This window comes from Massilia sp. BKSP1R2A-1 (assembly GCF_050586525.1).
Taxonomy (GTDB): Bacteria; Pseudomonadota; Gammaproteobacteria; order Burkholderiales; family Burkholderiaceae_D; genus Telluria.
In genome coordinates, this window is the sequence record NZ_JBOBRE010000001.1 from 429,248 (window position 1) to 448,194 (window position 18,947).

General features: G+C 69.5%; 12 protein-coding genes and 1 riboswitch. Of the genes, 7 read left to right on the forward strand and 5 right to left on the reverse strand.

Annotated elements, in window-relative coordinates:
- Nucleotides 1-51: 51 nt before the first annotated feature.
- The 4 genes from ACQ7JA_RS01930 to ACQ7JA_RS01945 all read left to right on the forward strand — a co-directional run bounded on the left by ACQ7JA_RS01930 (nt 52) and on the right by ACQ7JA_RS01945 (nt 6,949).
- The gene (locus ACQ7JA_RS01930; protein WP_430894219.1) at nt 52-825 is read left to right on the forward strand and encodes a transporter; all 774 of its coding nucleotides are present in this window, start codon (nt 52-54) and stop codon (nt 823-825) included.
- A 7-nt stretch (nt 826-832) separates the two neighbouring features.
- Nucleotides 833-2,437: a methyl-accepting chemotaxis protein gene (locus ACQ7JA_RS01935; protein WP_430894220.1), complete on the forward strand. Its 1,605-nt coding sequence runs from the start codon at nt 833-835 to the stop codon at nt 2,435-2,437.
- Nucleotides 2,438-2,636: 199 nt separating this feature from the next.
- Nucleotides 2,637-4,541, forward strand: a complete 1,905-nt coding sequence (locus ACQ7JA_RS01940) for a methyl-accepting chemotaxis protein (protein ID WP_430894221.1) — start codon at nt 2,637-2,639, stop codon at nt 4,539-4,541.
- Between the two features lie 194 nt (nt 4,542-4,735).
- The gene (locus ACQ7JA_RS01945) at nt 4,736-6,949 is read left to right on the forward strand and encodes a family 10 glycosylhydrolase (protein ID WP_430894222.1); all 2,214 of its coding nucleotides are present in this window, start codon (nt 4,736-4,738) and stop codon (nt 6,947-6,949) included.
- 1 nt (nt 6,950) lies between these two features.
- On the opposite strand, the gene bluB is transcribed toward ACQ7JA_RS01945, so the two are convergent.
- From bluB to ppc, 5 genes are all read right to left on the reverse strand, one after another.
- Nucleotides 6,951-7,610 (reverse strand): 5,6-dimethylbenzimidazole synthase, encoded by a 660-nt coding sequence (gene bluB, locus ACQ7JA_RS01950; protein ID WP_430894223.1) that lies wholly within the window; start codon nt 7,608-7,610, stop codon nt 6,951-6,953.
- A complete protein-coding gene (locus ACQ7JA_RS01955; protein WP_430894224.1) occupies nt 7,607-7,915 on the reverse strand; it encodes a hypothetical protein in 309 nt (102 codons plus the stop codon). The genes bluB and ACQ7JA_RS01955 overlap by 4 nt, the downstream gene beginning before the upstream one ends.
- Nucleotides 7,912-8,355, reverse strand: a complete 444-nt coding sequence (locus ACQ7JA_RS01960; protein ID WP_430894225.1) for a MotA/TolQ/ExbB proton channel family protein — start codon at nt 8,353-8,355, stop codon at nt 7,912-7,914. Before ACQ7JA_RS01960 ends, ACQ7JA_RS01955 begins: the two co-directional genes overlap by 4 nt.
- A complete protein-coding gene (locus ACQ7JA_RS01965; RefSeq protein WP_430894226.1) occupies nt 8,348-12,661 on the reverse strand; it encodes a cobaltochelatase subunit CobN in 4,314 nt (1,437 codons plus the stop codon). Before ACQ7JA_RS01965 ends, ACQ7JA_RS01960 begins: the two co-directional genes overlap by 8 nt.
- Before the next feature lie 149 nt (nt 12,662-12,810).
- A riboswitch (cobalamin riboswitch) is annotated at nt 12,811-13,027 on the reverse strand.
- Between the two features lie 60 nt (nt 13,028-13,087).
- Nucleotides 13,088-15,910 carry a phosphoenolpyruvate carboxylase gene (gene ppc, locus ACQ7JA_RS01970; RefSeq protein WP_430894227.1) on the reverse strand — a complete coding sequence of 941 codons (2,823 nt, stop codon included), beginning with the start codon at nt 15,908-15,910 and terminating at the stop codon, nt 13,088-13,090.
- Nucleotides 15,911-16,137: 227 nt separating this feature from the next.
- On the opposite strand from ppc, the gene hemC reads away from it, so the two are divergent.
- The 3 genes from hemC to ACQ7JA_RS01985 are packed head-to-tail and all read left to right on the forward strand — an operon-like array spanning nt 16,138 to nt 18,945.
- Nucleotides 16,138-17,076 (forward strand): hydroxymethylbilane synthase, encoded by a 939-nt coding sequence (hemC, locus tag ACQ7JA_RS01975; RefSeq protein ID WP_430894511.1) that lies wholly within the window; start codon nt 16,138-16,140, stop codon nt 17,074-17,076.
- On the forward strand, nt 17,069-17,842 hold the full coding sequence (locus tag ACQ7JA_RS01980) for a uroporphyrinogen-III synthase (protein ID WP_430894228.1): 774 nt from the start codon (nt 17,069-17,071) through the stop codon (nt 17,840-17,842). Before hemC ends, ACQ7JA_RS01980 begins: the two co-directional genes overlap by 8 nt.
- On the forward strand, nt 17,839-18,945 hold the full coding sequence (locus ACQ7JA_RS01985) for a uroporphyrinogen-III C-methyltransferase (RefSeq protein ID WP_430894229.1): 1,107 nt from the start codon (nt 17,839-17,841) through the stop codon (nt 18,943-18,945). Before ACQ7JA_RS01980 ends, ACQ7JA_RS01985 begins: the two co-directional genes overlap by 4 nt.
- The last annotated feature ends 2 nt before the right edge of the window (nt 18,946-18,947 follow it).

Below are 18,947 nucleotides of genomic sequence, written 5' to 3' on the forward strand. Positions count from 1 at the left end.
GTACGGCAGTACATACGCCGACGCCGAATCACACGTTCACAGACAATCCCCATGAAGCACATTCTCCTTGCCGCGCTGATCCTGTCGGCTGGCGCCGCCGCCCATGCCCAGGACACCATCGCCACCGACCGCCCGGATTTCGTCGAATCCAGCAATGTGGTGGGCAAGGGCAGGGCGCAGGTGGAAACCAGCGCCCTGCTGGAACGCAACCGCGATGGCGCCGCGCGCGACCGCACCATTGCGATGCCGACCCTGCTGCGCTACGGCATCGGCGAGACCGTCGAGCTGCGCGTCGAGACCGATGCCCGCACCATCGCGCGCCACAGCGAGGGCGGCCGGAGGCAGACCGAAGCCGGTTATGCCGACACCGCGCTCGGCCTGAAATGGCACACGATGGATGCGGCCGGCGCACTGCCGTCGGTCGGCGTGCTGCTGCATGCAGACCTGGACAGCGGTTCGCGCACCTTCCGCGGCCGGGGCCTGCGTCCTTCCCTGCGCGTGGTGGGCGAATGGGAGCTGCCCGACGACTACGCGCTCGGCATCATGCCGGGCGTCGGCATCGAACGCGACGAAGGCGGGCGCTATCGCTACGGCATCCTCGGCGTGGTGCTCGGCAAGTCCTTTGGCGAACGCCTGCGCGGTTTCGTCGAAGTGGCGTTGCCGCAGGTCGCGCGCAGCGCCCATGGCGGCACCCAGGCCAGTTTCGACATCGGCGGCGCCTATTTGCTATCGGATAGCGTGCAGGTCGACCTGATGTTCTCTCGCGGCCTGAACAGCCGCACGGCCGACCAGGCTTTCACCATCGGCCTGTCGTTCAAACGCTGAGTTGGCCATGATGAAACCGACCATCAAGACGCAGCTGCGCCTGTCGTATGTCGTCACCCTGATGTTCTGCGCAGTGGTCGGCCTGATCGGCTTCCTGTCGGTCCGGTCGCTGGACCGCTCGATGGATGCGATCAGCGTCAACGGCGCGGCCCTGCGCATGCAGATGCAGGCGGACATGATGCACGACGCCTTGCGCGCCGACGTGCTGGCCGCCCTGATGGCGGCCAGTCCCGACGAACACGCGAGCGCCAGACGCGATGCAGACGCCCACGTGGCCGCCTTCCGCGCGGCGCTGGCGGAGCTGGACGGCCATGCCACCGATGCCGAGGTCAAGGCGGCGGTGGCGCGCGCGCGTCCCGACGTCGAGGCCTACCTGGACAGCTCCGGCCGCATGGTCGCGCTGGCGGGCAGCGACCAGGCCGCGGCGCGCCAGGCCTTCGGCGCGTTCATGGAGGGCTTCCGCAAGCTCGAAGGGGGCATGGAAGCGGTCAGCGAAAAGATCGAGCAGGATTCCGACGCGGCCCGCGCCGGCGGCGACGCCGTGGTGGTGTCCGCCCAGCGCAACATCGTCCTCGTGGCCCTGGCTGCGATGGTGGCGGCGGTGGGCATGGGCTACGTCCTGATCCGCGCCATCGTGCGGCCGCTGGAAGCCGCGATCGCCTTCGCGGACCGGATTGCCGGCGGCGACCTGGGCGCCGCCGACGATGCCGGGACGCCGGACGCCGATGAGCGCACCGAGACCGGCCGCCTGCGCCGCGCTCTCGAGGCGATGCGCGCCAGCCTGCACGGCATCGTGGGCGCGGTGCGCGACAGCACCGACACCATCGGCACCGCCTCGCGCGAGATCGCCTTGGGCAACGCCGACCTGTCGCGCCGGACCGAGTCCCAGGCCGGCGCGCTGGAGGAAACGGCTTCCTCGATGGAGGAACTGACCGCGACCGTGCGCCAGAATGCGGAAAGCGCGCGCATGGCGAGCCGGCTCGCAGCGTCCGCCACCGAGGTGGCCGGGCGCGGCGGCGCCGTGGTCGCGCAGGTGGTCGAGACCATGGGCGCCATCGATGCGGCGTCGCGCCGGATCGGAGACATCATCGGCGTCATCGAGGGCATCGCCTTCCAGACCAATATCCTGGCGTTGAACGCGGCCGTGGAAGCGGCGCGCGCCGGGGAGCAGGGACGCGGATTCGCCGTCGTCGCCGGCGAGGTGCGGGCACTGGCCCAGCGCGCCAATGCGGCCGCCGGCGAGATCAAGGCCCTGGTCGAGTCCACCGCGGCCACGGTGGGCGCGGGAAGCCGGCTGGTGGGCGAAGCGGGCGGCACGATGGACGAGGTGGTGGCCAGCGTGCGCGGCGTCAGCGAGATCGTGGCCGAGATCAGCGCCGCCAGCCGCGAGCAGGACGCGGGCCTCGGCCAGATCAACGGGGCAGTGAGCGAGATCGACGCGGCGACGCAGCAGAACGCGGCGCTGGTCGAAGAGGCGGCGGCAGCGGCCGAATCGTTGAACATCCAGGCCGCCCGCCTGGTCGAGCTGGTCGGCGTATTTCAGCTGGCCGGGCAGGGCGCCGGGGCCGCGCCTGGCGGGCGCGCGCGGCTCGCCTTGCCGGCCATTGCCTGAGGCCCGGCTCGACGCCGCCGTCTCGTGCGGTCCTGACAGCCGCCGGACCATGCCTTCACCTTCGGCATATCGCTCAGGCGCTGAGGCGCGGCGCGGACGCAACGCTTTCTTGTCACGCTGGACACGGCCGTTGCCGAAATCGTTGACGCTGGACTTATACGTGCCGCATGATTCTGTACGGCAACTTTTATCCAACATCATGCTCGCACGCTTCTTCCAACGTTTTTCGATCAAGGCCAAGCTCATGCTCAGCATGGCGGCCTGCCTGCTGCTCTTCATCGTGATCTCGACCCTGCTCAGCGTCTCGCTGGCGGGCAAGGGCCTGCGCGAGCGCGCCGTGACCCAGGAGTTGCCGGCGGTGGTCGGCCAGATCCGCAACGACATGCTGCGCCAGATCGGCGAGCCGCTCACGGCCTCGCTGGCCGTGGCCAACAATACCTACCTGCATGCCTGGGAAGGCGAAGGCCTGCCCGACAGCGGCATGGATGCCTGGCGCGCCTATGCCGGCAGGCTCAAGGACGTGCACAAGGTCATGACCGTGTTCTGGGCTTCGCCCGCGCACATGAAGTTCCTCGACCAGCGCGGCCTGGCCTATCTGCTGGAGAAGGGCAATCCGCGCGATGCCTGGCTCGACACCTTCCTGGCGAGCGGCCGCCCATATGAACTGAACCTCGATCCCGATCCACTGACCGGCGAAATGAAGCTGTTCGTCAACGCCCGTGTCACGCTCGGCGAAGGCAGGGCGGCCGTGGCGGGCCTGGGCATCTCGGTCAGGGCGCTGGCCGACGCGGTGCGCGCCCAGACCATCGGCAAGTCTGGCCACGTGTTCCTGGCCCGTCCGAACGGCGCCATCGTGCTGCACCGCGACCCGAAGCTCGCCGACGGCAAGCACGGCATGAAGGACCTGGCCGGCTTCACGCCGGAGCTGATCGGGCGCCTGTTCGACAAGAGCGCCTTCGCGCACGCCAGCCGCAGCGCCGAACAGGGCGAGATGATCGTGGCCGCCTCCTTCGTTCCGGAACTCGACCTGTACGTGGTGGCCGAAGTGCCGGAAAGCGAAGTGCTGGGCGACCTGGTGCGCACCACGGCGTTCTCGGCCCTGGTGGCCGGGGTGATCGGCGGCGGGCTGGGCCTGTTCGCGATCTTCCTGGTCAGCCGCGCGATTGCCGCCCCGGTCGCGCGCGCCGCCGTCATGCTCGGCGAGATCGCCGACGGCAATGGCGACCTGACCCGCCGCATGCCGGTCGAATCGCAGGACGAAGTTGGCCAGCTGGCCGGCGCCTTCAACCGCTTCGTCTCTTCGCTGAACCGCACCATGAGCGAGGTGCGCGATAGCACCGAGACGATCGCCGGCGCTTCCAGCGAGATCGCGGCCGGCAACCAGAACCTGTCGCAGCGCACCGAAGCCCAGGCCTCGAGTCTGGAAGAGACGGCCGCCGCGATGGAAGAACTGACCTCGACCGTGCGCCAGAACGCCGACAACGCGCGCCAGGCCAATGCCCTGGTGAGCACGGCCAGCAGCCAGGCGGAGCAGGGGGGCAAGGTGGTGGGCGAGGTGGTGGCGACCATGGGCGCGATCAGCGAAAGCTCGCGCCGCATCGCCGATATCATCGGGGTCATCGACGGCATCGCCTTCCAGACCAACATCCTGGCGCTGAATGCGGCGGTCGAGGCGGCGCGCGCCGGCGAGCAGGGCCGCGGCTTCGCGGTGGTGGCGAGCGAGGTCCGCAACCTGGCCCAGCGCTCGGCCGCCGCGGCCAAGGAAATCAAGCAGCTGATCAACGACTCGGTGGGCCAGGTCCAGGCCGGCGCCCGGCTGGTCGACGATGCCGGCAGCGCGATGACCGGCATCGTGCAGGCGGTGCGGCGGGTGGCCGACCTGATGGGCGAGATCGACGCGGCCAGCCGCGAGCAGAGCGAGGGAATTACCCAGGTCAATGGCTCGATCACGAGCATGGATGACGTTACCCAGCAGAACGCCGCCTTGGTCGAAGAGGCCGCCGCCGCCGCCGCCGCGCTCGAGCAGGAGGCTGCGCGCCTGGCCCAGGTGGTGGCCGGCTTCCGCCTCGACACGGCGGCGCCACGCCTCGCGCTCGCCGCCTGATCCCGCCCGGCCGGGCGCGCGCCGGCGACGCCATGCATGCCGGTTATGTGGTCTTGCAGGAAATTCATTGGTTGTCAAAATTGCTCGGGCGTAGGCTGTTCCGCGGATGGCAACCTGGTGCGTGGAGAGGCGCCAGGCGCCACCGGCGCCCGGGCTACAGGGGCGCCACCTCAACCCTGCAAAAAATAACGACCATGAAAAAACTTTTGCTCGCCGCGGCAGCCGCCATGCTGGCCGCATCCTTCGCCCATGCCCAGACCGATCCGCAAGCCGTCTCGCCCAAGCGCGAGATGCGCGGCGTGTGGATCAGCACCCACCTGAGCCTGGACTGGCCGAACCGCACCCAGACGCCCAACCAGCAGCAGGCGGCCCTGCGCGCCATCCTGGACCACAACAAGGCGACCGGCATGAACGCCGCCTTCTTTCAGGTGCGCAGCCAGGCCGACGCCATGTATCCGAGCAGCCTGGAGCCCTGGTCCTACTACCTCACCAACCAGCAGGGCAGCGCCCCCAGCCCGATGTGGGACCCGCTGGCCTTCGCCATCGGCGAGACCCGTGCGCGCGGCATGGAATTCCATGCCTGGATCAATCCCTACCGCGCGGTCGCCACCGTCGCCAACGAATCGAACCCGGCGCAGTATGCGGCCAACCACGTCTCGAAAACGCATCCGGAATGGCTGCTCACGGTCGGCACCGTGAAGATCCTGAACCCGGGCCTGCCGCAGGTGCGCGACCACGTGGTGGACGTCATCATGGACATCGTCAACCGCTACGACATCGACGGCATCCACTTCGACGACTACTTCTACCCGAGCGGCGCCATCCTCGACGATGCCGCCTACAATGCCGATCCGCGCGGCTTCCCGAATACCACGGCGGGCCGCGCCGACTGGCGGCGCGACAACATCAACATGCTGATCGCCCGCGTGAACGACGAGATCCGCGCCGCCAAGCCCTGGGTGAAGTTCGGCGTCTCGCCGTCGGGCATCTACCGCAGCAGCACCGATCCTGCGGTCGGCTCGCCAACCTCCGCCGGCGCCTCGCAGCACTACAGCAGCATGTTCGCCGACACCCGCAAGTGGATCCAGCAGGGCTGGGTCGACTACCTTGCGCCCCAGGTCTACTGGTATATCGGCCAGCCGGGTTCGGACTACCAGCTGCTCGTCCCCTGGTGGAACGACAATGCCTACGAGCGCCACATGTACATCGGCCTGGCCGACTACAAGATGAACACCACCGGCTGGACGGACCCGAACCAGATCAACCGCCAGATCGCCCTGAACCGTTCGAACGCCAACATTGGCGGCCAGATTCACTTCCGCCATGCCTTCCTCCAGGGAGACGTGCTGGGTTACCGAACCTCGCTGAGGAACCTCACCTATGCGCGTCCCGCGCTGCTGCCCGTGATGTCGTGGAAGGGGCCGGGTGTGCCCGGCGCCCCCGGCCAGCTTGCCGCCAGCGTGATTGACAACAATGCGGTAGAGCTGGCCTGGGCGCCGGCCGCGGATTCCAGCGACGAGTTCGAGAAGACCCGCAAATACGCCATCTACCGCTCGGCCCAGCGCGAGATGGATCTCGATGCACCGGGTACCCTGCTGGGCGTGACCGACACCGCGACCAACGCCTTCACCGACGCCACGGTGGCGCCCGGCCAGTATCACTACTACACGGTGACGGCCCTGAACCGCCTGAGCGCGGAAGGCCCGCGCACGAACACGGTCAGCAACGACTTCGAGGCGCCGGTGGTGCGCACCCGCGACGTGGCGGTGCTCCTTTCCGGCGGCACGGCATCGATCCAGCCGGCCGACATCGACGGCGGCAGCAGCGACAACTGGGGCGTGGAGTCGCTCGCCGCCTCGCGCACCACCTTCTCCTGCGCCGACATCGGCGCGCAGCAGGTGACGCTATCGGTCACCGACAAGGGCGGCAATGTCGCCGGCGGCGAGGCCACCGTGCGGGTCGAGGGCCATGTGCCGCAGCCGGTGGTGAGCGTGACGCGCGGCGCCGGCGAGGAGACCGGGCTGCCGGCGGGCACGATCGCGCTCGGCTACGGCCCCCAGAGCGTGCAGCTGGGCGCCAGCGACACTGCCGGCAGCAGCAGCTTCACCTGGAGCCCGGCGGCAGGCCTGTCGACGAGCTCCGGCCCCGTCACGACCTTCACCGCTACCAGCGCGGGCAGCTTCAGCTTCGTGGCCCAGGCGGCCAGCCCGGAGGCCTGTTTCGCGCAAGCGTCCGGCACCGTCAAGGTGATCGATGCGCGCTGCGGGAACGGCAACAAGGTGCTGGTCTGCCACAAGACCGGAAGCGCCGGCAGCGCGGGCAATCCGGCCACGCAGATCTGCGTGTCGCCCAATGCGGTGCCGGCGCACGTGCGCAAGGGCGGCACGGTCGGCGTCTGCGGCGCCTGATCTAGGCCCGGTCCGGCGCCGTCCCCCAGCTGTCTTCGTACAGCATGCCGGACAGGGGACGGCGCCGGTCCCAGCCTTCTTCTTCCAGCATCGGTGCGCGGTAGAAGGCCTCGACATGGCCGACGCAGAGGATGGCGATCGGCTGGCTGCCTGGCGGCATCCCGCACAGGCTGCGGACGCGCTGGGGATCGAACAGCGATACCCAGCCTACGCCGATACCCTCCGCCCGCGCGGCCAGCCAGAAGTTCTGGATCGCGCAGGAAGCCGAGGCCAGGTCCATCTGCGGCATCGTGCGGCGCCCGAAGACATAAGGCTCGCGCTCGTCCATCAGCCCGACCACCAGCACTTCCGCGCAGCCGAGGATGCCCTCGACCTTCAGGCGCATGAAGTCGTCCGCACGCTGCTCGAGCGCCACTGCGGTCAGCAGGCGCTCTTCCTCGACATGGGCATGGATCCGTTCGCGCAGGCCGCGGTCGGCGATGCGGATGAAGCGCCAGGGCTGCATCAGGCCGACGCTGGGCGCGCGGTGCGCCGCATCGAGGAAGCGCGCCAGCTGGGCGGGCTCGATGGGCGTGGGCAGGAAGTGGCGCATGTCACGCCGCTCGCGGATCGCGCGGTAGACGCCTGCCACTTCTTCAGGCGGGAAAGCGTGCCTGCTCATTTCGCGGGCGGCGGTTCGACCAGCACCAGCTTGCCGGTCTTCGGGTCGCGGTAGACTTCGCCGACGCGGTCGTAGCCGCTGCCGGCCATGCCGGCGGCGTCGTAAGGACGCTCGATCTGGCGGCCCTTCTCGACCGGCTGCGGCGCCGTGCGGGCTTCCTGAGTGCCGGCGATCGCGGCGATCAGGCCGCAGGCGAAGACCAGCATCACGTCGACCAGGTTCACCAGGCTGGCGCGCGGGTCCTCGTCGCCCTGCTCGAAGCGCGCGTCGAGACGCGAATACAGGCGCAGGCGCTTGCCGCTCATGCCGGCGTCTCCATCGCTTCCAGGGTCTCTTCGTACCAGCGGCGGCGCAGCTTGCCGATCACCAGGCCGCCGATGCCGGCCACCAGGCCGAGCACGGTGGCGTCGAAGGCCACGGTGACCGCGCTCGCGAGTTGCGCCGGGTCGCCGCGGCCGAGCGCGGCCAGGCCCGGGCCGAGCGGGATGATGGTGGCCATCAGGCCCAGCATCGGTGGAATGCGCGCCAGCAGGTCGGCGCGTTCGAGGCGCCGGCGGGCAAGAAGGTGAACACGTTCGGCGTCGCCGCTCACGCCCAGCCGCTTCAGGCCGTGGAAGCGCTCGCCGACGGCGATGCCGGCTTCGACCAGCGCCACCGCGCAGGCGAGCAGCAGCAGGGCGAGGGCGGGCACCAGCAGCCAGCTGACGGCATCGTGCAGCCAGGCGAAGGACAGGATGTCAAGCATGGAATCTCCTCAAGGGTTGGGGAAGGGTGCGCCCGCGCCACAGGCCGAGCGAGAACAGGACCATGGCGCAGGCAAGCATGGCGAGCACGCCTGCGACGCGGCGGTTGGCGGGTGCGGCCGGCTGGTCCAGCCGGCTCAATTCGTAGGTACGCGGAGCGGGTGCGGCCCGGCTCGGTGCGGCGACGGATGTCGGCGATGGCGCTGCCGCCTGCGCACGCGGCGCGGACGGCAGCTCGCCGCGTGCCCGCGCCAGGGTGACGCCCAGCCGGCGCGCATCCAGCGCATCGAGCTGCGGGGCCAGCCACCGCCACATGGGATGATCGGGCGCCGCGTGTCCGCTTCCCGGCAGGCCGTTCGCGCTCACCAGGCGGGCCAGCTCGCCGCCCATGCGGCGGATGGTGGCGGGATCGGTCTTCCAGAAGCCTTTCTCGGCCGCCACCATGAAGACGGCCAGCATATGCGCCTTGACGTGGGCGTTGTGGCGCCGGCCCAGGAATTCCGGCAGGCCAAGCCCGTAGCGGTCGTCGAAGTACACGGATTTGACTTCGTCCCAGGCCCAGTTCCTGACCAGGTCGGGGCGCGTCACCTGCCAGCCCCACAGGTTCTCGATGAACTCCTGGCCCATGGTGCGGGCGCCCGCATAGCCGTGCTCCATCAGGGGCTTGAGCCAGGCGGGGTTCAGGAAGCGGCCGCGCAGCTCGCCCAGCAGGGCAGCCGCCAGCGGCTCGACGTCGGCGCGTCCGGGCTGGGCGTGCTGCAGGATCAGCGCTTCCGGCACGCGGCCGGTGCGGCCCTCGATGGCGAGCGACAGGCCGCCCAGGTAGTCGAAGGCGTCGTTGTTGTCGAGCAGGCCGTAGAGGTTGCTGGCGCGGCCGTGGTAGGTGCGCGTGATGCCGTCCAGCGCCACGTCGAAGGCGGCGTGCTGCGTCTCGCCGTTGGCGTCCAGGCCATAGGCGTGGCCCATGCGCAGGCGGTAGGCGCGGCCCAGTTCCTCGCGCTGGCGCCAGGCGCCCGAGCGTTCGGTCAGGCGGTTCACGCCGGTGCCGTAGGCGCCGGGGGCGTCGCCGAAGATGCGCTGGGCCGCGGCCACGCCCGCGTCCCGCATCGCCAGCCCTTCCGTGTGCAGGGCGCGGGTGCGCGCCAGCCATTCCTGCGCCACGCGGTTGCGCGTCAGCGCTTCGTGTCCCCAGGCGGTATTGCCGGGCAGGGGAGCGAGCGCCGCCTGCAGGGCTTCGCGCACTTGCGGGTCCTGTTCTTCCAGGGTCGCTGCTGAGGCGGCCAGGGCCAGGCGGCCGGCCCGGTCGATCAGGCGGATCAGGTTTGGGTAGAGGTCGCGGAACAGGCCGGAGGTCGTGACGATGGCGTCGCGCCGGATCGCATCCGGTTTCAGGCGCACGTCGGTCACGACGCCGCGCGCATTCCACACCGGCTCGGCGCCCATTTTGGCCAGCGCAAAGGCGACCATCACGCCCTCGTCGCGCACCGCGTCCGAGGCCCACAGGATGATGCCTTCGCTGCCCGTGACTTCCTTGCCGGCGTCGCGCGCGGCGGCTTGCGTGGCCAGGCGCTCGCCCAGGCCGTAGCCGAGGCGGGTCGGCAGGATGTCGCCGTCCACCGCATGGAAGTTGCGCCCGGTGGGCAGGGCTTCGGGCGAGCGTAGCGGATCGTTGCCCTTGCCCGGTTCGATGTAGCGGCCGTCCAGGCCGGTCAGCAGGCCGCGCATTTCCAGCCTGGGGGAGTCGACCAGCTTGCGTTCGATGTCCGGGTCCGTGATGCCGCCCTTGCGCATCGAGTCCAGCATCAGGTCGAGCGACTTGCGCTCCCAGGGCCGGCCGAAGACGTGCAGGCCGTAGGGCATGAATTTCTCCTGCAGCTTGGTGAGATAGTGGCCGATCTCGTGCGCCAGCAGGTCGTCGTCGGCCGCATCGAAGCCGATACCGCGCACCTTCAGCACGTCGGCCATCGAGGCTTCCAGCTCGGCGCGCAGGTTTAGCCTGATGACGCGCTCACGCATCAAGGCTGCGGCCTGGGTTTTCAACGATTCCGAGCTGGCGGCCTCGTAGCTTTCGACCACCTGGCGCAGCGACAGCAGTTCGTCGTACAGGGGCGTGGCGGCCAGCGGCGGCGTCAGGTGGTCGACCATCACGGCCAGGCCCCGGCGCTTGGCCTGGGTGCCTTCGCCGACGCCATCGACGATGTAGGGATAGATCCCGGGCAGGTCGCCCGCGATCAGGCTCGGGTAGTCGTCGCTGGACAGGCCCACGGCTTTCCCGGGCAGGAATTCATAGGTCGAGTGGCGCCCCACGTGGACCAGGGCGTCGGCCTTGAAGCGGTCGCGCAGCCAGTGGTAGAAACCCAGGTACTGGTGGGGCGGCGTGATGCTGGTGTTCGCGTGCAGCAGCTCCTCGTCGACTTCCCAGCCGCGTGGCGGCTGCGGGCCGATGAAGACGTTGCCGAACACGAGGCCGGGCACCAGCAGCTTGCCACCCTCGACCATCACCTTGCCCGGCGCCGGTCCCCAGCCGCGCATGCCCTCGATGCCGTAGCCGACCAGGCGCCGCTGCAGGGAGGCGAGGGTGGCGCAGCGGCGCGTGGCGCGCCCGTCCAGGCAGGCGATATATCCCTCGCGCAGGGCGGCCAGGTCGCGCAGGGCGTCCTCGCGTCTCGGATGGTCGGCGCCCTCGACCAGGTGCTGCAGCTCGGCGATCACGACCTCGGCGCGCTTGCGGCCCAGCTGGTATTCGCGGCCGGCTTCCGCCGCCAGCACGTCGGCATGCAGGCGCCCCAGCAGGCCGCTCGTCATCTCGCCCTGCACGCGCGGCGACAGGGTGGCGAACCAGCGCCGGTACTCCTCGCCCGTGACGCCATTCACGGCCCCGGCCAGCTCGCGCAGGGCGGCGCGGTCTTCGGGCAGGTTGACGCCATGCGCCATGATGCGGTCCAGCAGCGCCTCGGGCGAGGCCGGCAGTTCGCCCACCGTATAGCCGGCGGCCTTCATCGCATGCAGCATGTCGAACAGCGAGGCCGGCACGTCGAGGTTGTCGGCGCCGATGTTCTGGCGGCCCGGCGGGTGGTTGTAGTAGACCAGGGCGACCCGCTTGTCGCGGTTCGGCTTGGCGGATAAAAGCAGCCAGCGGTCCACGCGCGCCGCCACGCGGGCGGCTTCCTGTTCCAGTACCTCGGGCGGGCGGTTCTCGATGCCGGTCCGCGCATCGCGCTGCGCCTTGCCGAGCGCGGCGACGACGATGGGCTGGCCGATGCCCTGCAGCTCGGGCAGGGCCACGCGGTACTGGACCGAGTCGGGGCTCAGGCCGTCTGGCGAGAGCTGCCACTGCATGGCGCTGCGGTCCATCAGGCGGATGGCCTTGAACACGGGGATGTCGAGGCGCTTGAAAGCTTGCTCGACCGCCTCGCGGCCTTCGGCGGCGCCGACCACGAAGTCCTGCAGCACCACCAGCGCGGCCGGGCGCGCGGGCGCGACCAGTTCGGGCAGGCGCTCGAGCGCCTCGCGCGAGGTGCCGCCCCAGCGGGTGAGCAGCTGCACGCAGGGCTGGCCCCGGGCTTCGACCTGGCGGCACAGCGCGGCCGGGACCACGGCATCCATATTGGCGAGATCCAGTACGACGACGGTCGGCCTGTCCTTCAGGCCGAGCTCCGCGGCGTGTCCCCACGCTGCCCCGTCGGCGAGTTCGCGCTCGCCCACGCGCAGGCGCAGCATCGGCTCGGGACGTGGCGCGGGAACGGGCGTATCTCGTGCAAGCAGGTGGGCGAACAGGGCCGCCGTGTTGTCGCTGCCGCTGCCTTGCCACAGGCGGCGTGCGGCCAGCCAGTGCGCGCTAGCGGTGTCAAGGGCGGCTGCCCGCAGGGCCGTTTCCGGCGGCGTTTCGTTCGACAGCTGGCGCAGCAGCTCGGGCGAAAACTCGCTCAGGCTGCCGTGGCGGCCGCGCGTCATGAGACTGAGGGAGGCTTCGCCGTTGAAGGCCAGCACCTGAGCGGATGGCCGCGCGTGGCGCGCGACCGCATCCTTCAGGCGCCGCGCCGGGTCGCCGAAGACCGAGACCGCGAGTACGCTGTCGGCGCCGGCGATCCAGCGTTCGACGTCACGTTCACCGGCCGCCATCAGCTGGGCCGGCGTGCGCAGCAGGATGCGGTCTTTCGGATGGCGCGCCAGGTGGCGGTGGGCAGCTTCGATGGCGCTGGGCGCCGCGCGTTCGGTGACGACGGCGAACAGGGTGCCCGCCTGGACGGGCAGGGCGCACAGGCAGCACAGGGCCGCCAGGACGCGATGGAATACACGAGCGCTCAATTCAGGTCGACCTCGGGACGAAAACCAGGCGGCCCCGTGTTCCATGGAGCAGCCGCGCGCGTCCCGGCGCGCCAAAAGGCGCACACGGTGTCGAGACCTGGACCGAAGAATAGGGACAGCCAACCGGCAGCGCCACACCCCGGGCGCTACAAAGTGCATCGTGACTGGCCGGTCTTCTGGCTCGCCTTCGTCCTTCGCCGGCCCTGCCTTCCCGTGCAATGCACAGTGGCGTACGGCCGGCGTCGTCAGGCTTACAGCAGCGGGGGCTGCGCCGGACTGGCGGGGATGATCATCCCGCGCGTCACCGGCTTCCCGTTTCACCCTCCCGCAGACCTGCGGAAGGGCACCAATCGCTCAAGCGGCGGATTGTAACGCCGAGTGGCGTTGTTGTCACGGCAATCTTCAGCCGCAGACGCGGCAGATGCGTCAGCCTGTATTGCGCAGGCCTGCCGCCACCCCGTTGATGGAGAGGTGGATGCCGCGGTGCACCCGCGGATCCGCGTTGTCGCCCAGCTTCCTGCGGCGATGGATGAGTTCCACCTGCAGGTGGTTCAGCGGGTCGAGGTAGGCGAAGCGGTTCTGGATCGAACGCGCCAGCAGCGGGTTGCCGGCCAGGCGTTCGTTCGTTCCCGTGATCGCTTCCAGGCAGCGCAGGGTCTCGCCATGCTCCGCGGTGATGCGGCGGAAGATGCGTTCGCGCAGCTCGGCGTCCGCCACCAGGCTCGCGTAGCGCGAGGCGATGGCGAGGTCGGTCTTGGCCAGCACCATGTCCATGTTCGACAGCAGCGTGGCGAAGAAGGGCCAGGCGCCGTACATCTCGCGCAGCAGTTCGAGCCGCGATTCGCGGTCGCCATCGTTGATCCAGCCGCTGACGGCGGCGCCGAAGCCGTACCAGCCCGGCAGCAGAAGGCGGCACTGGCCCCAGGAGAAGCCCCAGGGAATCGCGCGCAGGTCTTCGATGCGGCGGGTCGACTTGCGCGAGGCCGGGCGCGAACCGAGGTTCAGTTCCGCGATCTCGGCGATCGGGGTGGCCGAGAAGAAGTAGTCGGTGAAGCCCGGGGTCTCGTAGACCAGGTTGCGGTAGGCCCGGTAGGCGCGCTCGGACAGCTCGGCCATCACCGCCTCGAAGCGCGACAGGCGCTCGCGGCTGGCGGCGTCCTCGTCGCGCGGCGACAGGCTCGCCTCGAGGGTCGCGGCCACCAGCAGCTCCAGGTTGCGCCGGCCGATCTCGGGATTCGAGAACTTCGACGAAATGATCTCGCCCTGTTCGGTCAGGCGGATCTGGCCGTTGACGGTGCCGGGCGGCTGGGCGCGGATCGCATCGTAGCTCGGGCCGCCGCCGCGGCCGACGGTGCCGCCGCGGCCGTGGAAGAGGCGCAGTTTGACGTTCCTGGCCGCGAACACGTCGACCAGCTTCAGTTCGGCCTGGTAGAGCTCCCAGTTCGAGGTCATGAAGCCGCCGTCCTTGTTCGAATCCGAGTAGCCGAGCATGACTTCCTGCAGGCGGCCCTGCTGCTCGATGACTTTCGCGACCGGCGGCAGGGACATCCACTCGTCCATGATGCCGCTTGCGCGCTGCAGGTCGGGAATGGTCTCGAACAGCGGGATCACCATCACGTCGCAGGAGCCGGAAGACACGCGCAGCAGGCCGGTTTCCTTCTGCAGCAGCAGGACTTCGAGCAGGTCGGACACGGTCTCGGTATGCGAGATGATGTAGTTGCGGATCGCGCGGCTGCCGTAGCGCAGGCGGATCTCGCGCGCGGTGCGCAGGATGGCGAGTTCCGAATTGGTCTCGTCCGAATACGCTTCGTAGGGCGAGTACAGGGGGCGCGGCTGGGCCAGTTCGGCCAGCAGCAGCTCGACCTTCTGCGCTTCCTCGAGTGTCGAATAATCTTTCTCGGCGCCGGCGCGTGCGAACAGCTCGGTCAGCACGCGCTCGTGCACGTCCGAACTCTGGCGCATGTCGAGCGAGGCCAGGTGGAAGCCGAAGATGCGCGCGGCGCGCTTCAGGCCCGCGAGGCGCGGCTCGACCAGCATGCCGCCGTGGTTGGCGCGCAGGGAATCCGCGATGACTTCGAGGTCGGCCGCGAACAGGCCGGCGTCGAGGTAGGGCGGGGCTTCGGCGACTTCCTTGCGCAGGATGTGGCCGACGCCGAGCTCGCGTGCGGTGGCGGCCAGGCGCGCGTAGATGCCGATCAGGGCGCGGCGGTAGGGTTCGTCGCTGCGGTGCGGCGAGGTGTCGACCGAGGCGTCGGCCAGGGCCTGCATCTCGGGCGTCACCGGCACCAGCAGGGTCGAGGTCGACAGTTCGGCGCCGAGGGCATGCACTTCTTCCAGGTAGAAGTCGAGGATGGTGGTCGACTGGCGCGTCAGCGCATGGCGCATGGTGTCGGCGTTGACGTTCGGGTTGCCGTCGCGGTCGCCGCCGATCCAGCTGCCCATCTGCAGGAACTGGGCCTCGTCCATCGCCTTCGCCTCGCCCTCGTAGCGGCTCGCGATCTCTTCTTCGATGTCGTCGTACAGGGCGGGGACTTCACGCAGGAAGGTGATGCGGTAGTAGGACAGGGCGTTGTCGATCTCGTCGGCCACGGTCAGCTTGGAGTAGCGCAGCATGCGGGTCTGCCACAGGGTGGCGACGCGCGCGTGCAGCAGCTGGCCGTTCTTCTGCGCTTCCTTCGGGGTCAGGCCGCGGTCGCGCTCGGCCAGCAGGCGGGCGATGTCGTGCTCGGCGTCCAGGATGCTCTTCCTCTGCACCTCGGTCGGGTGGGCGGTCAGCACGGGGGCGATCAGGGCGTCCTGGAAAAAGCCCTCGACGGTCTCGCGCGGCACGCCGGCGTCGCGCAGCTTGCCGAGCGCGAAGCTGACGCTGCCCTGCTGCGGGCCGGAACCCTTGAGCAGGTGGGCGCGGCGGCGGCGGATATGGTGCTGGTCCTCGGCGATATTCGCCAGGTGCGAGAAGTAGGAGAAGGCGCGCACCACCGTGATGGTCTGGTCGCGCGTGAGACGGTGCAGCAGGGTCGCAAGCTCTTCGCCGGCCTTCGGGTCGGCTTCGCGGCGGAAGCGCACGGCGGTCTGGCGGATGGTCTCGACCATCTCGAAGACCTGCTCGCCTTCCTGGTCGCGCAGCACGTCCCCCAACAGGCGGCCGAGCAGGCGGATGTCTTCTTTCAGCGGCGCGTCCTTGTCGGGATCACGCTGGGCACTCACATTCTGAACGGCGGGGCTTACTGATGCAGCAGGATTGTCCATATCGACCACAAAGTTATTGAGAATGACGACTCGATTGTGCGATGGCGGTTGGCCACGGTCTGCAAGAGGGCCCATGCTAAAATTTGTGATCTTATGCAAGGGCCGTTTTACCGGCATCGTCCTGGTAGGGCGCGACGACAGTGAAAGAATACGTGTTGAAAGCAAATGAAACGGCGCCGCAGGCGCCAGCGAAACTGATTATCGCATCCCGCGAGAGCCGCCTGGCCATGTGGCAGGCGGAGCACGTGCGCGCCCGTCTCGCCGCATTATATCCGCAGTGCTCCGTGGAGATTCTGGGCATGACCACGCGCGGCGACCAGATCCTCGACCGTGCGCTGTCGAAGGTGGGCGGCAAGGGCCTGTTCGTGAAGGAACTCGAAGTCGCCATGGCCGAGGGCCGCGCCGACCTGGCCGTGCATTCGCTCAAGGACGTGCCGATGGACCTGCCGGAGGGCTTCGAGCTGGCCGCCGTGCTCGAGCGCGAAGACCCGCGCGACGCCTTCGTCTCGAACGACTACGCCAGCCTGGCCGACCTGCCGGCAGGCAGTGTGGTCGGCACCAGCAGCCTGCGCCGCCAGTCCCTGATCGCGGCGCGCTACCCGCAGCTCGTCATCAAGCCGCTGCGCGGCAACCTCGACACCCGCCTGGGCAAGCTCGACCGCGGCGACTACGCGGCCATCATCCTGGCGGCCGCCGGCCTGAAGCGCCTCGGCCTCGAGGGGCGCATCCGCGCCCTGCTCGAACCCGAGGACAGCCTGCCGGCTGCCGGCCAGGGCGCGATGGCGATCGAGATCGTGAGGGGCGAGCGCAGCGATGGCGTCGACCTGAAGGCCCTGCTTGCCCCACTCAACCACGATGCCACCGCGCGCGCCGTCACGGCCGAGCGCAAGGTGTCGAAGATTTTCGGCGGCAGCTGCCAGATTCCGCTGGCGGCCTTCGCGACCGTGGAGGGCACGACCATGCGCCTGCGCGCCATGGTGGCCACGCCCGACGGCCTGCGCAGCGCCCACGGCGAGGTGGCCGGTTCCTGGGACTACCCGGATTTCCTCGGCGAACAGGTGTCCATCCTGCTGGACAGCCAGGATGCCCACGGCATCCTCGAGGCTTGCCGCCAGGAGGCCGCGGCGGCCGACGCTGCCGCCGCAGGCGGCGCCCAGGATGCCTGAACGGACGGTCGTCGTCACCCGGCCACGCGCCCAGGCGGACAGCCTGGCGCGGGCCATTGCTTCCCTCGGGCGCAGGGCGGTCGTGCTGCCGCTGCTCGACATCGCGCCGCTGGACGACACTTCCGCGCTGCAGGCGGCCCTGGCCCGGCTGCCGTCCTATGCCCTGGTGGCCTTCGTGTCGCCGAACGCGGTGGACGCCGTATTCGCCCACCTGGCCGCCTGGCCGGCCGGGGTGCCGGTCGCCGTGGTGGGCGAGGGCAGCCGCCTGGCGCTCGCGCGGCATGGCGTCACATCCGACAACACCACCATCCATTGCCCGCCTGACCCGGCCAACAGCGATTCCGAACACCTGCTGGCCAGCCTCGACCTGGCCTCCATGCGGGGCAAGCGGGTGCTGATCGTGCGCGGCGAGAGCGGGCGCGAGTTGATGGCCGACACGTTTCGCGCAGCGGGGGCGCTGGTCGAGCTTGTGGCCGCCTACCGCCGCAGCGTGCCCCGGCTCGATCCGGCGCTTGCCGCGCAACTGGCCGTCTTGCTGGCGCAGCCAAACGACTGGATAATCACGAGCTCGGAAGCCTTGCGCGGATTGGCGAGCCTGGTGCGGGAGCTCGATCCGGTCGATGGCCCCGCGCGCCTGCGCGAACAGCACCTGATCGTTCCCCACACGCGCATCGCCGAGACGGCGCGCGCCCTTGCCTGCAACCGGATCACGCTGACGGGTTCCGGCGACGCTCGATTACTTGCCGCGATACAATCACAAGAATGAACGAATTGCCCAACAATCCAGACCAGACTCCCTCGACCAGCCTGGCCGTCCAGAAGGCGCCGATGCGCACGGGCGGCCTGCTGCAGACGCTGCAACGCCCGCTTCCGCTGGCGGTGACCGTGCTCGCCGTGCTGCTGGCGGTGCAGACCATCAGCTCGCACAGCCGGATCAACACCCTGCGCCGCGACATGGCGCAAAGCCTGCAGAAAGGCAATGCCGTCAACGCCGAGACCGCCGCACTGGCGCGCGAGGTGTCGGACACGGCCAAGGAACTGCAGGTCAAGGTCGGGGTGCTGGAAAGCCGCCAGAGCGAGGCCCAGACCCAGCAGCTGGCCCTCGAGCAGCTCTACCAGGACCTGTCGAAGAACCGCGACGAGTGGGCGTTGTCCGAGGTCGAACAGGTCCTGAACACCGCCAGCCAGCAGCTGCAGCTGGCCGGCAACGTACAGGGCGCCCTGATCGCGCTGCAGAATGCCGACCGCTCCCTGGGCCGCTCGGACAAGCCGCAGTTCCTGAACATCCGCCGTGCGATCGGCGCCGACATCGAACGCCTGAAGGCGATGCCGGCGGTCGACCTGGCCGGTGTGGCGCTGCGCCTGGACAATGTGATCGCCCAGGTGGATACCCTGCCGATGCTGTCGGACGAAAAACCCCTGTTGCCGGCCGCGCCGCTGCGCTCGACGCGCAAGAAGAACGCGGAGCCGGAGCCGGAAACGCTGAGCCTGGGCCAGCGCGTGGTCCAGACCTGGCGCAACTGGAGCCAGGAGATGTGGGACGACGTGCGCCAGCTGGTGCGCGTGCGCAGCGTCGACACGCCGGAAGCGCTGATGCTGTCGCCGACCGAATCCTTCTTCGTGCGTGAAAACCTCAAGCTGCGCCTGCTGAACGCACGCCTGGCGCTGCTGTCGCGCAACGAGTCGACCTTCCGCGACGACCTGGCCGGCGCACAGGAAATCCTGCTCAAGTATTTCGACACGCGCGCCCGGGCCACCCAGTCGGCGCAAGGCGCGCTGCGCCAGGTGCAGGCGAACAACCTGAACATCGAGATGCCGACGCTGTCCGAGAGCCTGAACGCGGTGCGCAACTACAAGGCGAAGGGTTAAGC